Consider the following 14,654-nt stretch of genomic DNA (forward strand, 5'->3'; position numbering starts at 1 on the left):
GCCCTGGGCTCCTGATCGACCGAACGGCACCCTGCCAGCAGGGTGCCGTTTTGCAAACTGAATTCCGTCATCGCTCTATCATTCCGAGGTAATCATGAGCCAAGCCCCCACCTACAAGCGCATCCTGCTCAAACTTTCCGGCGAAGCCCTCATGGGTGACGACAGCTACGGCATCAATCGCGCCACCATCGAGCAGATCGTCGGGCAGATCAAGGAAGTGGTCGAACTGGGTGTCCAGGTCGGGATCGTGATCGGGGGTGGCAACATCTTCCGCGGCGTGGCGCCGGCCGCTGCGGGTATGGACCGGGCTACCGCGGACTACATGGGCATGATGGCCACGGTGATGAACGCCCTGGCCTTGAAGGATGCGATGACCAAGGTGGGGCTGGTAGCGCGCGTGCAGTCGGCCCTGACCATGCAGCAGATTGCCGAGCCCTACGTGCGCGGCAAGGCGATGCAATATCTGGAAGAAGGCAAGGTGGTGATCTTCGCCGCCGGTACCGGCAACCCCTTCTTCACCACCGACACCGCTGCGGCCCTGCGTGGGATGGAAATGAACGTCGACATCATGCTCAAGGCCACCAAGGTGGATGGCGTTTATACCGACGACCCGAAGAAGAACCCGGACGCGGTACGCTACCAGAGCCTAACCTTCGATGAGGCCATCGGCCGCAACCTGAAGGTGATGGACGCTACGGCGTTCGCGCTGTGTCGTGATCAGAACCTCAACATCAAGGTGTTCAGCATTTTCAAGGGCGGCGCGCTCAAGCGGGTCGTGCTTGGCGAAGACGAAGGCACGCTGGTACACTGCTGAGTTGGTGATTTGTGGGCGGAAACGGCGCCAAGCCGCTTTCCGCCTTGTTTTTCCGAGTTTCGAACTGGAGCTGAGATGATTAACGACGTCAAGAAATCGGCAGAACAAAAGATGCAGAAGTCGCTGGAAGCGTTCAAGACCGATCTGACCAAGGTACGGACCGGCCGCGCGCACACCGGCATTCTTGACCACGTCGTCGTGGACTACTATGGCAGCGATGTGCCGATCAGCCAGGTCGCCAACGTTACCCTGCTGGATGCTCGCACCATCGGTGTGCAGCCATGGGAAAAAAGCATGCTGGCCAAGGTAGAGAAGGCCATTCGCGATTCCGATCTCGGGTTGAACCCCGCTGCCATGGGCGAGATCATCCGGGTACCAATGCCCATGCTGACGGAAGAGCGCCGCCGTGACCTGATCAAGGTGGTGCGCGGCGAGGCGGAGAACGCCCGTGTAGCGATCCGCAACATCCGTCGCGATGCCAACAACGAACTCAAGAACCTCATCAAGGACAAGGCCATCACCGAGGATGAGGAGCGCCGTGCGCAGGACGACGTGCAGAAGCTGACCGATAAGTACATCGCCGAGATCGACAAGGCGCTTTCGGCCAAGGAAACCGACCTGCTCGCGGTGTGACAGATTGACCTTCTTTCAGAGTTCGACATCCGTCATTCCGGATGTTCTGCCGGTTCCGCGGCATGTTGCCATCATCATGGATGGCAACGGCCGCTGGGCCAAGAAGCGGTTTCTCCCACGGGTGGCGGGCCACAAGCGCGGTCTGGAAGCAGTGCGCGCCACCGTGGCAGCATGCACCGAACTGGGGGTGCAGTATCTGACGCTGTTTGCCTTTTCTACCGAGAACTGGCGTCGCCCGAGTGATGAGGTGTCCTTCCTCATGGATCTGTTTTTGCGGGCCCTGGAACATGAGGTCGCCAAGCTGGCCGGGAACAATATTCGCTTGCGAGTGATCGGCAGTCGCGAGCGCCTTGCGCCGTCCCTCGTGGAGCGCATCGAGGCGGCCGAAGCACGCACGGCTGGCAATACGGGCCTCGTGCTCACCATTGCCGCGGATTATGGCGGCCGGTGGGATATCCTGCAGGCCGCCAATAGCTTGCTGTCGGAAGGGTGTACCAGTCTGGACGAAGCCGCGCTCACCGGGCGGCTGTCCATGGCCTATGCACCCGAGCCGGATCTCTTCATCCGTACGGGTGGCGAGCAGCGCATCAGCAATTTCCTGCTCTGGCAGCTGGCGTATGCCGAACTGTACTTCACCGATACGTTGTGGCCCGACTTTGACCGGGCTGCGCTGGAGTTGGCCATCGACTCCTATCGGCAGCGCGAGCGGCGCTTCGGCCGCACGAGCGAGCAGCTTCCCGAAACCTTGCGCCGAGAATAAACATGCTGATCACCCGTGTCCTGACTGCCTTGGTGCTGCTGCCCCTGATGCTGTTTGCGCTGTTCGGCCTGGGGCCGCAAGCCTGGGCGGGGTTCAGCTGGCTGATCGTGGTACTGGCGCTGTGGGAATTCACACGCATGACCGGTATCGATGGGCCTTTGCGCTGGGGCTATCTGGTAGTTTCCACGGCTGTGGCCGGCTTTCTCTACCTGCAGCACGGTACCGCGCCGCTCTGGCTGCATGGCATTGCGCTGCTCTTCTGGCTGGTGGCGGCCCCCATGTGGCTCAAGCGGCAGTGGAAGGGACACAAGCCCGAACTTTCCATGCTGGTGGGCTGGGTGCTGGCACTGCCGGCGTGGTTCGGTTTTCTGGAGTGGCGCCCCACCTCTGCCTCGGGCCTGATCCTGCTGGCCATCATGGGCTTGGTTTGGGTGGCTGACATTGCCGCCTACTTTGCCGGGCGTACCTTTGGCCGTCGGAAGCTGGCTCCGGCCATCAGCCCCGGCAAGAGTTGGGAAGGGGTGGCTGGCGCCGTGGTGGCCGTAATGGCCTATACCGTTCTCGTCCACCAACTGGGGTGGTTCCCACACCCGGTTCCCCTTTACGTGCTCTTGCCCCTGGCGGTGGTGCTGACGGCGGTCAGCATCGTCGGTGACCTGATGGAATCCTGGTTCAAGCGCGTTGCCGGCATCAAGGACAGCAGTCACTTGCTTCCAGGGCATGGTGGCGTCTACGACCGTATCGACAGTCTTGTGGCCGTTCTGGCCGTAAGCAACGCCCTGCGCGTGCTTGGCAGTCTTTAAGCCTCTCCTATGAAATCACAAGGTATTGCCGTACTGGGCGCCACCGGCAGCATCGGCACCAGTACGCTTGACGTGGTGGCTCGCCATCCCGAACGCTTTCATGTCGTGGCCCTCACAGGTCACAGCCAGATTGAACGCCTCGCCGAGCAGTGCCTCAGGTTCAGGCCCCGCTATGCGGTGACAGGCACGCCGGAAGATGCCGCTGCCCTGCGTGCCCGCCTGCAGGGACGGGCCGACACGACGGAAGTGCTTGCCGGGCCTGCCGCGCTGGAAGAGGTCGCATCCCTGCCCGAAGTGGACGTGGTGATGGCGGCCATTGTCGGGGCGGCCGGGCTTCGGCCAACCCTTGCGGCAGCTCGCGCTGGCAAGCGTATCCTTCTTGCCAACAAGGAAGCGTTAGTCATGGCAGGCCCGCTGTTTACCGAGACTGTACGCGCCGGTGGCGCTACCCTGCTGCCGGTTGACAGTGAGCACAACGCCATTTTCCAGTCCCTGCCTGCCGATTATGCCGGCTCCCTGGAGGCTTCCGGCATCGACAGCCTGATCTTGACCGCATCCGGCGGGCCGTTCCGAAACACATCGCGGGCAGCCTTGCACGGGGTGACACCTGAGGATGCCTGCCGGCACCCGAACTGGAGCATGGGACGCAAGATTTCAGTGGACTCAGCCACGTTGATGAACAAGGGGCTGGAGGTGATCGAAGCCAGCTGGCTCTTCAGTGTGCCGGCACGGCAGATCGAGGTCGTGGTGCATCCTCAGAGTGTGATCCATTCCATGGTCCGCTACCGTGACGGGTCGGTGATCGCCCAGTTGGGTTCGCCCGACATGCGTACCCCGATCGCCCATGCCCTCGCCTGGCCGCAGCGTATTACGGCTGGCGTTGCGCCGCTGGATTTTCACGCCCTGTCCGGTTTGACCTTTGAAAAGCCCGACCTCGACCGTTTCCCTTGTCTGCGTCTGGCGTTCGAAGCGCTCGAAGCTGGGGGCGACGCACCTGCCGTCCTTAATGCGGCCAACGAAGTGGCGGTGGCAGCCTTTCTGGAAGGAAGAATCGGCTTCATGCGCATTCCGGAACTGGTGGCCTCTTCGCTGGCCGGCCTGGATCTTGCGGCCAGCACCTCCCTCGAGGCGCTGCTCGAAAAGGATGCACAGGCACGGCGCCATACCGAAAGGCAACTTGCCGCATGATCACTTTCCTGGCCTTCCTGGTTGCGATTGGCGTCCTGGTCACCTTTCACGAGCTGGGGCATTACTGGGTGGCCCGGCTGTGTGGCGTCAAGGTGTTGCGCTTTTCCATCGGCTTCGGCCGACCCCTGTTCACCTGGCAGCGGGGTGAAACAGAATGGGCGCTGTGCCCGATCCCCTTGGGCGGTTACGTCAAGATGCTCGATGCGAGTGAAGAGCCCGTTACACCCGAAGACCTGCCACGGGCCTTTGGCAGTCGACCGATATGGCAGCGGATGCTGATCGTGGCTGCGGGCCCGGTGGCCAACCTTGTGTTAGCAATCGTCCTCTACTGGGTGGTCTTGGCGCAGGGTGTGGATCTGCTGCGTCCCGTGGTCGGGACCGTGCTGAGTGAAACACCGGCCGCGGCGGCTGGGTTTCGGCCTGGGGACACCATTATCCGGGTGGGAGAGGTCCCGGTGGGCAGCTGGCAGGATATCCAGAGCGCCTTTCTCGATGTGCCCATGGATCCGGAAACACCGCTCAAGGTCGCCGTTCGCGACCAGGAGGGGCGGCAAACCAGTCGCACGCTGCTGGCGGCACGATTTCCGGACGCCGTTCAGGCCGGCTACCGTCAGGGCGCAGTGGGTCTGACTCCGGCGCGCTACCTGCCGGTGGTGGGCATGGTGGAAGAAGAGGGGGCCGCCCGGCGAGCCGGCCTGCGTCCCGGGGATCGCCTGCTGACGCTGGATGGCAGCCCGGTGTCTTCGTGGCAGACCTGGGTGCGCACCATCCAGCACAACCCGGGCCGTCTGATGCGAGTGGAGGTGGAGCGGGGTGGCAAGCGGCTTGCGCTGGCGCTGCGTCCGGACAGCCAGCAGACCCCGGACGGGTTGGTGGGCCGCATCGGGGCGGGCCCCACAGCTGACCGCGCCTGGATCGACAGCCTGCGCTTTCGTAAGGAATACAGCATCGGCCAAGCCGGGCAGGGTGCAGTCGAGCGCACGGCAGACACGGCATGGATGAGCTTGCGCTTTCTCGGGCGCATGGTGACCGGACAGGCTTCGCTCGACAATCTCAGTGGTCCGCTCACGATTGCCTCGGTGGCGGGGCAGACCGCACGTGTCGGCCTGATCGCGTACTTGGAGTTTCTCGCGCTCATCAGCATCAGCATCGGCGTGCTCAATCTTCTGCCTATACCCGTACTGGATGGCGGGCACTTAATGTATCATACGGCGGAACTCATCAAGGGTCGCCCCCTGTCCGAGCGCACCCAGGCGCTGGGACAGCGGATCGGCTTCGCATTGCTGGCATCGCTGATGGCTCTGGCATTCATCAACGACCTCAGCCGCCTTTTCGGGGGTTAATACGCGCCTATGAAATTGAAATTCCTCGCGGCAGCCGTTCTCGGTCTGTCTTACGCTGCCTCTGCTTGGGCGGTGGAGCCGTTCACCATCAAGGACATCCGGGTAGAGGGCCTGCAACGGACCGAAGCGGGCACCGTCTTCAACTACCTGCCGCTGAAGGTGGGCGACACCTTCACCGATCAGAAGGCCCAGGACGCCATCCAGTCGCTGTTTGCCACCGGCTTCTTCAACGACGTGCGTATCGAGACCGAGGGCGATGTCATCGTCGTGGCGGTGGCCGAGCGTCCGGTGATTGCAACGCTGAACATCAACGGTGCCAAGGAGTTCGACAAGGAGCAGCTCAAGACTGCCCTGAAGAACAACGGTTTCGCCGAGTCCCGCACCTTTGACCAGGCGCTGCTGGATGGCGCGCTGCAGGAGCTCAAGCGCCAGTACTACAGTCGTGGCAAATACGCGGTCGAGATCACCCCCAATGTCACCAAGCTCGAACGCAACCGGGTTGCTGTCACGCTCGATATCGCCGAAGGTATCACTGCGAAGATTCACGAGATTCGCATCGTGGGGGCGCAGGCCTTCCCCGAGGACGATCTCCTGGACCAGTTTGGCCTGACGAGCGGCGGCTGGTTGTCGTGGATTACCAAGGACAACCAGTACTCCAAGCAGAAGTTGTCGGGCGACCTGGAGAAGCTGAAGGCGTTCTACCAGAACCAGGGCTATCTCGAATTCAACATCGACTCCACGCAGGTGTCCATCAGCCCGGACAAGGAATCGATCTATCTGACAATCAACGTCAACGAAGGCAAGCGCTACACGATCTCCGACATCAAGTTCGCCGGTGACCTGAAAGCGCCAGAAGCCGACCTGCGCAAGTTGCTGCAGGTTAAACCGGGCGACGTGTTCAACCGCGAAAAGGTGAACGAATCGGTTACCGCGATGAGCGACCGGCTGGGCAATGACGGCTATGCCTTTGCGAACGTCAACGTACTGCCGGAAATCGACCGCGAAAAGCAGCAGGTAGCCTTCACCTTCTTCGTCGACCCGGGCCGCAAGACCTATGTCCGCCGCATCAACATCAACGGCAATACCAAGACCCGTGACGAAGTGGTGCGTCGCGAGATGCGCCAGCTCGAAGGCGCGGTTTACTCGTCCGAGAAAATCAAGCGCAGCAAGGAACGCGCCGAACTGCTGGGCTATTTCGAGGATGTGACGATCGAAACGCCGGCCGTGCTGGATTCGCCCGACCAAGTGGACATGAACCTGACCGTCAAGGAGCGGCCCACCGGCAGCATCTCGGCGGGGATCGGCTTCGTGCAGGGCGAGGGCTTGCAGCTGTCGGGGAATATTTCCCAGAGCAACATCTTCGGTTCGGGCAAGGCCCTGTCGGCCAGCATCTCCACCGGTTCGGCCAACAAGAACGCCACGCTCTCGTTCACCGATCCGTACTTTACGCCAGATGGCGTCAGCCTCGGCTATGACGTGTATCACCGTACCTACAACCCGAAGAAAGTAGACCGGTCAAAGTACAAGTCAGCCACCACCGGCTTTGCCGTGCGGATGGGGGTCCCCGTAACCGAGTATGACCGCATCAACTTTAGCCTCGGTCCGGAACATACCGCGATCGACACCTACGAGGACAGTCCCCAGCGCTATAAGGACTTCGTCAACGAATTTGGCCGTTCCAACCTGACCCTGCTCGGTTCGGTGGGCTGGGCCCGTGATACTCGAGACAGCGCGGTATGGCCGACGCGTGGCGCTACGATCCGTGTAGCGGCCGATGCCGGTCTGCCCGGCGGTGATCTGGAATACTACCGGCTGACGCACCAACAGACCTGGTTCTTCCCGCTGTCCAAGACCTTCACGCTGATGCTCAACGGCGAGCTGGGCTATGCCAACGGTTATGGCCAGACTCCGCGGATGCCGTTCTTCCAGAACTTCTATCTCGGCGGTATCGGCTCCGTGCGTGGCTACGACAACGGCAGCCTGGGTCCGAAGGATGTGGACGACGATTACCTGGGCGGCACGCGCAAGATTGTGGCCAATGCCGAGCTCCTGTTCCCCTTCCCGGGAATGCGTGACAACAAGTCGCTGCGCACCAGTATGTTCGTCGATGCTGGCAGCCTATGGGATCCTAAGGTACAAGGCAGTTCGATGTCCGAGGAGCTGCGCTATTCTGCGGGCTTGGCTCTGACCTGGCTGTCCCCGGTGGGGCCGATGAAGTTCAGCTACGCCGTGCCATTCGGCAAGAAGGAAGGCGACAAATTGCAGCGGTTCCAGTTCCAGCTGGGTACCGTGTTCTAAACGGAGAGAGCCCTTGAAACGTCTGCAACATGGGCTGACCGCCCTCATGCTCCTCGTTTCGGCCAACCTGATGGCCGCCGATTTCAAGTTCGGCTACGTCAACACCGAGCGCATTTATCGTGAGGCCGCGCCTGCGCAGGCCATACAGAAGAAGCTGGAGCGCGAGTTCGCAGACCGGCGCAACGAGCTGAAGAAGATGGAGGCGCGCGCCCGGGATCTGGAAGCCCAGCTTGGCCGTGCCAACCTACCGGCGGCAGATCGCAAGAAGGCTGAGCGCGAGATGGCCGGTCTGGACCGTGACTACCGGGCCAAGGCACGTGAGTTCTCCGAGGACTTCAACCAGCGCCGCAACGAAGAGTTCGCCGCAGTGCAGGAACGTGCCAACCGTCTGCTACGTCAGATCGCCGAAAAGGAACAGTACGACCTCATCCTGCAAGATGCGGTCTACGTTAACCCCAAGTACGACCTGACGCCCAAGGTCTTGAAAGAACTGGAAAAGTAAGCTTTTCCCAAGCTGGAGAAGCCGGCCTCGGGTCGGCTTTATTTTTGATGAGCTACTTGCTTTCATACATCGTCGCCAAGCTGGGCGGCGAACTCGTTGGTCCGGATATCACGATCGAACGCCTGGCGCCGCTGGATGCGGCCGGTCCCGGCGCGCTGACCTTTCTCGCCAATCCCAAGTATCGCAAGCAGCTGGACGGCACGGCGGCCAGTGCCGTCATTGTTTCTCCCGACATGGCTGAGGCCGCGGCAGGCCGTAGCCTGATCGTCGCGCGCGATCCCTATCTCTATTTTGCACAGGTGGCCACGCTGTTCCACCCGACCCCGGTCGCCGTTCCCGGTATCCACCCGCGGGCGGTAGTGGGCGAGGACAGCCGGGTAGGGGGCAGCAGCGAAGTGCGGGAGGGCGTGAGCATCGGTCGCAACACGGTGATCGGAGAACGCTGCCGCCTCTTGCCCGGCGTGGTGGTTGGAGACGATGTGGTGCTGGGGGACGACGTTGTCCTTCATCCCAATGTGACCATCTATGCAGGCTGCCGCATCGGCTCCCGGGTCACGGTCCATGCCGGTACCGTGATCGGATCGGACGGCTTCGGGCTGGCGTGGGCCAAGGATCACTGGTTCAAGATTCCGCAAACGGGCGTTGTGGTGATCGGTGATGATGTGGAGATCGGTGCCAACACCACCATCGATCGTGGCGCCATGGCGGATACTGTCATCGCCAACGGAGTGAAGATCGACAATCTGGTGCAGATCGCCCATAACGTCCACATCGGCGAACACACCGCCATCGCCGGCTGCGTCGGTATCGCAGGCAGCACGCACATCGGCGCCTATTGCACCGTGGGCGGGGCAGCGATGTTCGTGGGGCACATCGAAATTGCCGACCGCACCCACATCGGGGGCGGCACACTGGTTTCCAAATCGATCCGCAAGCCGGACAACTACGCCTCTTCGTATCCCTTGTCCACGATGAAGGACTGGCTGAGCAATGCGGTACACCTGCGCCATCTGGACGACTATGTCGAGCGGCTCAAGAAAATCGAGCGCGAGGTGGGGGCACTTCGAAACTCTGAGGAAGACAAAGAATGACTGAAGCCGTAGCCAACGGAAGCGCCGTGCAGATCGACGTGCGCGAAATCATGCGTTACTTGCCGCACCGCTACCCCTTTCTGCTGGTGGACAAGGTAACCGAATTCGAAGCGGATCACCGCATCAAGGCGATCAAGAACGTCACCGTCAACGAGCCGTTCTTCATCGGCCATTTCGAGCAGTACCCGGTGATGCCCGGCGTGCTGATCATCGAAGCACTGGCCCAGGCCGCCGGGGTGCTTGCGATTCGTAGCCAGGGCGGCCGCGCCGAGAACGAACTCTACTTCTTTGTGGGGATCGATAACGCGCGCTTCAAGCGTCAGGTGGTGCCGGGCGATGTGCTGGTGCTGGAGGTGGAACAGCTCGCCTCCAAGCGCGGTATTGCCAAGTACACCGCCCGCGCGCTGGTGGAAGGGCAGGTGGCCTGCGAGGCCCAGATCATGTGCGCCAAGCGGGAGGTCTGAGCATGGCCATCCATCCGACCGCCATCGTCGATCCGAATGCAGAGATCGCCGCCAATGTTGAGATTGGTGCCTATTCGATCATCGGGCCGAATGTGGTCATCGGTGAGGGCACTTGGATCGGCCCGCATGTCGTCATCGAGGGCCACACCCGCATCGGTCGCAACAACCGCATTTTCCAGTTCTGCTCGCTGGGGGCGATTCCGCAAGACAAGAAGTACGCTGGCGAGCCCACCCGGCTGGAGATCGGCGACAACAACACCATCCGCGAATTCTGCACCTTCAACATCGGTACGGCGCAGGATGCGGGCGTGACCCGGCTTGGCAGCGACAACTGGGTGATGGCCTACGTCCATCTTGGGCATGACTGTCAGGTGGGAAACCACACCATCCTGGCTAACAATGCCACATTGGGCGGCCATGTGCATCTGGGTGACTGGGTGATCCTGGGCGGTTTCACCAGCGTGCACCAGTTCACCGTGATCGGCGAGCACGCGATGACGGCCTTTGCCAGCGCGGTGGCGCAGGACGTACCCCCCTATGTAATGGCGGCCGGCAATCGGGCCACTCCCAGTGGCATCAACGCGGAGGGTCTGAAGCGCCGGGGGTTCACACCCGAAGCGATCCGCGCCATCCGCAATGCGTACAAAGCGCTGTACCGTCAGGGCCTGTCGTATGAGGAGGCGCGCGCCAGCATCATTGAAGCTGCGGCTGGGCAACCTGAACTGATGGCCTTCGTGCGCTTCTTCGAGCAGTCGAAACGGAGCATTATCCGCTAGCCATGCCCGAAACGCTGTTTACCCCCAACAAGGCCGGCCTGCGCATCGCGATGGTGGCAGGCGAAGCCTCGGGCGACCTGCTGGGCGCCCATCTCATCGATGCTCTGCGTCAGCACTGCCCCGATGCCGAGTTTGCCGGCATCGGTGGGCCGCGCATGCTGGCCCGAGGGTTTAGGACGCAGGTTCCGCAGGAAAAGCTGGCCGTGCGCGGCTATCTGGAAGTGCTGCGCAGTTTGCCGGAGCTGTTGCGCATTCGCGGCCGGCTTAGGGAAGCGCTGCTGGCGGAGCGTCCCGATGTCTTCATCGGTATCGATGCACCCGACTTCAACCTCGGGCTTGAAGCCGCCCTCAAAAAGCAGGGCATTCCAACCGTGCATTATGTCAGTCCTTCGGTCTGGGCCTGGCGACCGGAGCGGGTAGGGCGCATCGGTCGCTCGGTAAGTCACATGCTCTGCCTGTTTCCGATGGAGCCGCCGCTCTACCGGCAGGCGGGGGTGCCGGTTACCTTCGTCGGCCATCCCCTGGCCAGCGAGATTCCGATGCAGCCGGACAAGCGCGCCATGCGCGAGCGCCTGGCCCTGCCACAGAGCAGCCCTGTGTTTGCCCTCCTGCCGGGTAGCCGGCAGAGCGAGCTGGACTACATGGGGCCGCTTTACATTGAAACGGCCAAGCGGCTCTTGGCCGCCCACCCCGATGCCCAGTTTCTGGTGCCGCTGGCCACCCGTGCCACCATGGACCAGTTCGACCGGTTGCTCGTAAAACATAAGGGGTGGGAGCTGCCGATTCGCAAGCTGTTCGGCCATGCCCAGATGGCGATGATCGCCAGCGATGTTGTCCTGGTCACGAGCGGCACCGCCACGCTGGAGGTGGCGTTGTGCAAACGGCCGATGGTCATCAGCTACAAGCTGTCCGCACTGACCTACCACCTCGTCAAACGCAAGATCAGGCTGCCCTACGTCGGGCTGCCCAACATCCTGTGCGGGCGGCAGGTGGTGCCGGAGTTGCTCCAACACGATGCCACCCCGGAGCGGCTGGCCGCAGAGATGTTGCGCATCTATGAGGACAAGGGCTATCAGGCAGAAGTGGAGGCCACCTTCACCACCCTGCATGCGTCCTTGCAGGCCGATTCGGCCAACCTTGCCGCACAAGCCATTCTTGGGGTGGTCGGCTGATGTGGGTATGTGGTGTGGATGAGGCGGGCAGGGGGCCCCTGGCGGGGGCAGTGTTTGCCGCTGCCGTCATTCTCGACCCCGAGCGCCCTATCGACGGGCTGGCCGACTCCAAAAAGCTTACTGCTGCGCGACGTGAAAGCTTGGCCGAAGCCATTCGCGAACGGGCACTGGCTTGGCATGTGGCCTCTGCCAGTGTGGAGGAGATCGACCGGCTCAACATTCTGCAGGCCACCTTTCTCGCGATGCAGCGTGCCGTGGCCGGGCTGGCGGTCGTGCCCGCCCGGGCGCTGATCGATGGCAACCGGGTGCCACGCCAGTTTCCGGTAGCGGCCGAAGCCATCGTGAAAGGGGATGCCACCGAGCCAGCCATCTCAGCGGCCTCCATACTGGCGAAGACGGCACGCGATGCCGATCTGGTCGCCCTTGATGCCCGTTATCCGAACTACGGTTTTGCCCGGCACAAGGGCTATCCGACAGCCGAGCACCTCGCCGCCATCGAGCGCCTGGGCGTGTTGCCGATTCACAGGCGAACCTTTGGCCCGATACGGGTGCTGTTGCAGGCGGGGCAGCGCGAACTCTTCGGTTGATGGGCCGGTCGTACCGGCATGCGCAAGTATTCCTTTCCTCCTGTCTATGCACCCGATGCGCGTATCCTGCTGCTAGGTACCCTGCCAGGCGAGGTTTCGCTCAAGGCCAGTCAGTACTATGCCCATCCGCGCAACCAGTTCTGGCGCCTTCTGGGTGAGGTCCTGAACACTGACTTGGCCACATTGCCTTATCCGCAACGGTTGGAGCGGTTGGTCGCCCACGGTGTTGCGCTCTGGGACGTGGTGGCCGGTGCCGAGCGGCAAGGCAGTCTGGATGGTGCGATGCGTGCCATCGAGTACAACAGCCTCGCCTCGCTGGTGGCGGAGCTGCCCGCGCTGCGCGCGGTGGGATTCAATGGCGCAGCCTCTTACAAGGCCCGCCACCAGCTCGGGCGCGCAGACCTTGCCTGCCTGTCCCTGCCATCTTCTAGTCCGGCCTACACCCGCCCGTTCGAGGAGAAACTGGCTGGCTGGATGGTGCTGCGCGACTACCTATGATGGCGGAGAGGCGGGCCCCGGGGGGCGGTGCTATCATTGCCGCACGTCGCCAGGTCTGGGCCGGCACCTTTTTTCGGAATCCGACATGACTCAACTAACCGATATCGATGCTGCACTGGCGTGGCTGCTGACCCGCGCCACGCCGCTTGCCGAAACCGAACCCTGCGCCTTGCTGCGCGCCCGTGGCCGCATCCTCGCCGCCCCGGTCGTGGCGACCCTGGACGTGCCCCCTCACGACAATAGTGCAATGGACGGCTACGCAGTGCGCAGTAGTGAGTGCACGGACGTGGCATTGCCGGTCAGTCAGCGAATCCCCGCAGGCAGCCAGCCGGCGCCGTTGGAACCAGGCACGGTTGCGCGTATTTTCACCGGCGCCCCCGTTCCGGCTGGCTGTGATGCGGTGGTCATGCAGGAGGAGACGCTGCAGGAAGAGGATGGTCGCGTACGCTTCACGCGTCCGGTGCGGGCTGGGCAGAATATCCGCTGCGCCGGCGAGGACATCGCTGCCGGCGCCGTCATCCTGCCGGCGGGCAGTCCCCTGTCGGCGTCGGACCTGGGGCTTGCGGCGTCGATCGGTCAGGCCACGGTGGAAGTTGTGCGGCCGCTACGGGTAGCGGTGTTTTTCACCGGGGACGAGCTCGTGGAGCCCGGCCAGGCGTTGGGTGCAGCGCAGATCTATAACTCAAACCGCTACTGGCTGGTGCCTGCGCTGGAAGCCCTGGGCTGTACGGTATGCGATCTGGGTATCGTGCCCGACACGCTCGAAGCGACCCGGGCTGCGCTGCGCCAAGCTGCCGGGTCCTGTGATGTCATCATGACCTGCGGGGGCGTGTCGGTGGGGGAGGAGGATCATGTCCGGTCGGCTGTGGAGGCTGAAGGCCGTCTGGACCTCTGGAAGCTGGCCATCAAGCCGGGCAAACCGTTCGCGTGCGGTAGCGTCGGCAGTGCGGACTTCATCGGCCTGCCGGGCAACCCTGTTTCGGGTTTCGTCACCTTTGCCACGCTGGTGCGCCCCTTCCTTCTGCGACGGGCAGGGTTGGCCGAAGACCGGCTCCACCCTCGCGTGATGCGCCTGCCAGTGGGCTTCGACTGGCTTCGACCGGACCCGAAGCGCACGGAATACCTGCGGGTGCGCATCGTGACCGGAGAGACGGGACAGCGGCTGGAGAAATTTCCGCATCAGGGCTCTGGGGTGCTTGCCTCGTGCGCATGGGCGCATGGCCTGGCGCGTGTGGCACCAGGCCAAGTGCTGGCGGCGGGTGACCTGATTGAGTTTATGCCTTTCCCGGAGGGAATATGACCTGCATCCGCTTCATCGACCTGACCAGCGGGCACGTCGTGGCCGAGGTCGATGCGATGCCGGGTGACCTGCTGCTGGATGTAGCGCGCTTTCATGATCTTCCCTTGCACTGGCGTTGCGGGCAGGGCACCTGCGGCACCTGCCGCGTGCATGTCCGCCATGCGGCCCAGCCGGCCGTAGTGGAGGTGGGGCGCCGCGAGCGCAACGTACTGCTGCGTGCCGGTCTTGTCGATGCGGCTCGGGCGGGCGCCACGCAATGGCCGGATGTACCGGAAACCTGGCGCCTTGCCTGCTATCTTGAAGCCGGTGAGACACCCTTCGACGTACTACTCCCCGCGCCGGACACCAACTAGTTTTGCAGGGGCTGATTTCCGTTTGTATGACAATTCATGGGCTTGGCGTGCCTTTCATGAAAAAGCCTTGCT

General features: G+C 62.6%; 16 protein-coding genes. All 16 read left to right on the forward strand.

What is annotated here, in order from left to right; genetic code table 11:
* The first annotated feature begins 94 nt into the window (after nucleotides 1–94).
* The 16 genes from pyrH (at nucleotide 95) to EV669_RS10565 (ending at nucleotide 14,582) form a co-directional block, all read left to right on the forward strand.
* A complete protein-coding gene (gene pyrH / locus EV669_RS10490) occupies nucleotides 95–814 on the forward strand; it encodes a UMP kinase (protein WP_054286421.1) in 720 nt (239 codons plus the stop codon).
* A gap of 75 nt (nucleotides 815–889) precedes the next feature.
* The gene (frr, locus tag EV669_RS10495; RefSeq protein ID WP_054286422.1) at nucleotides 890–1,447 is read left to right on the forward strand and encodes a ribosome recycling factor; all 558 of its coding nucleotides are present in this window, start codon (nucleotides 890–892) and stop codon (nucleotides 1,445–1,447) included.
* Nucleotides 1,448–1,451: 4 nt separating this feature from the next.
* Entirely contained in the window at nucleotides 1,452–2,207 is a 756-nt protein-coding gene (gene uppS, locus EV669_RS10500; protein ID WP_054286423.1) for a polyprenyl diphosphate synthase, read from the forward strand.
* A gap of 2 nt (nucleotides 2,208–2,209) precedes the next feature.
* Nucleotides 2,210–3,010, forward strand: coding sequence for a phosphatidate cytidylyltransferase (locus EV669_RS10505; protein ID WP_132098637.1), 801 nt, complete (start codon nucleotides 2,210–2,212; stop codon nucleotides 3,008–3,010).
* Nucleotides 3,011–3,019: 9 nt separating this feature from the next.
* The gene (ispC, locus tag EV669_RS10510; RefSeq protein ID WP_055433748.1) at nucleotides 3,020–4,198 is read left to right on the forward strand and encodes a 1-deoxy-D-xylulose-5-phosphate reductoisomerase; all 1,179 of its coding nucleotides are present in this window, start codon (nucleotides 3,020–3,022) and stop codon (nucleotides 4,196–4,198) included.
* Nucleotides 4,195–5,541, forward strand: coding sequence for an RIP metalloprotease RseP (rseP, locus tag EV669_RS10515; protein WP_132098638.1), 1,347 nt, complete (start codon nucleotides 4,195–4,197; stop codon nucleotides 5,539–5,541). The genes ispC and rseP overlap by 4 nt, the downstream gene beginning before the upstream one ends.
* A gap of 9 nt (nucleotides 5,542–5,550) precedes the next feature.
* Nucleotides 5,551–7,839: an outer membrane protein assembly factor BamA gene (gene bamA / locus EV669_RS10520; protein ID WP_132098639.1), complete on the forward strand. Its 2,289-nt coding sequence runs from the start codon at nucleotides 5,551–5,553 to the stop codon at nucleotides 7,837–7,839.
* 13 nt (nucleotides 7,840–7,852) lie between these two features.
* Complete coding sequence (locus tag EV669_RS10525; protein WP_235445597.1) at nucleotides 7,853–8,341, forward strand: OmpH family outer membrane protein; 489 nt, start codon at nucleotides 7,853–7,855, stop codon at nucleotides 8,339–8,341.
* Between the two features lie 47 nt (nucleotides 8,342–8,388).
* A complete protein-coding gene (lpxD, locus tag EV669_RS10530; RefSeq protein ID WP_054286429.1) occupies nucleotides 8,389–9,432 on the forward strand; it encodes a UDP-3-O-(3-hydroxymyristoyl)glucosamine N-acyltransferase in 1,044 nt (347 codons plus the stop codon).
* Nucleotides 9,429–9,896 (forward strand): 3-hydroxyacyl-ACP dehydratase FabZ, encoded by a 468-nt coding sequence (fabZ, locus tag EV669_RS10535; RefSeq protein WP_054286430.1) that lies wholly within the window; start codon nucleotides 9,429–9,431, stop codon nucleotides 9,894–9,896. Before lpxD ends, fabZ begins: the two co-directional genes overlap by 4 nt.
* A gap of 2 nt (nucleotides 9,897–9,898) precedes the next feature.
* Complete coding sequence (gene lpxA, locus EV669_RS10540; protein ID WP_054286431.1) at nucleotides 9,899–10,672, forward strand: acyl-ACP--UDP-N-acetylglucosamine O-acyltransferase; 774 nt, start codon at nucleotides 9,899–9,901, stop codon at nucleotides 10,670–10,672.
* A gap of 2 nt (nucleotides 10,673–10,674) precedes the next feature.
* Nucleotides 10,675–11,844, forward strand: coding sequence for a lipid-A-disaccharide synthase (gene lpxB / locus EV669_RS10545; protein ID WP_055433751.1), 1,170 nt, complete (start codon nucleotides 10,675–10,677; stop codon nucleotides 11,842–11,844).
* Nucleotides 11,844–12,431, forward strand: a complete 588-nt coding sequence (gene rnhB, locus EV669_RS10550) for a ribonuclease HII (RefSeq protein ID WP_132098640.1) — start codon at nucleotides 11,844–11,846, stop codon at nucleotides 12,429–12,431. The genes lpxB and rnhB overlap by 1 nt, the downstream gene beginning before the upstream one ends.
* Nucleotides 12,432–12,449: 18 nt before the next feature.
* Nucleotides 12,450–12,929 carry a DNA-deoxyinosine glycosylase gene (locus tag EV669_RS10555; RefSeq protein WP_132098641.1) on the forward strand — a complete coding sequence of 160 codons (480 nt, stop codon included), beginning with the start codon at nucleotides 12,450–12,452 and terminating at the stop codon, nucleotides 12,927–12,929.
* An 85-nt stretch (nucleotides 12,930–13,014) separates the two neighbouring features.
* Nucleotides 13,015–14,229 (forward strand): molybdopterin molybdotransferase MoeA, encoded by a 1,215-nt coding sequence (locus EV669_RS10560; protein WP_054286435.1) that lies wholly within the window; start codon nucleotides 13,015–13,017, stop codon nucleotides 14,227–14,229.
* Complete coding sequence (locus EV669_RS10565) at nucleotides 14,226–14,582, forward strand: 2Fe-2S iron-sulfur cluster-binding protein (protein ID WP_054286436.1); 357 nt, start codon at nucleotides 14,226–14,228, stop codon at nucleotides 14,580–14,582. Before EV669_RS10560 ends, EV669_RS10565 begins: the two co-directional genes overlap by 4 nt.
* The last annotated feature ends 72 nt before the right edge of the window (nucleotides 14,583–14,654 follow it).

It is taken from the genome of Gulbenkiania mobilis, assembly GCA_004346645.1.
Classification (GTDB): Bacteria; Pseudomonadota; Gammaproteobacteria; order Burkholderiales; family Chromobacteriaceae; genus Gulbenkiania; species Gulbenkiania mobilis.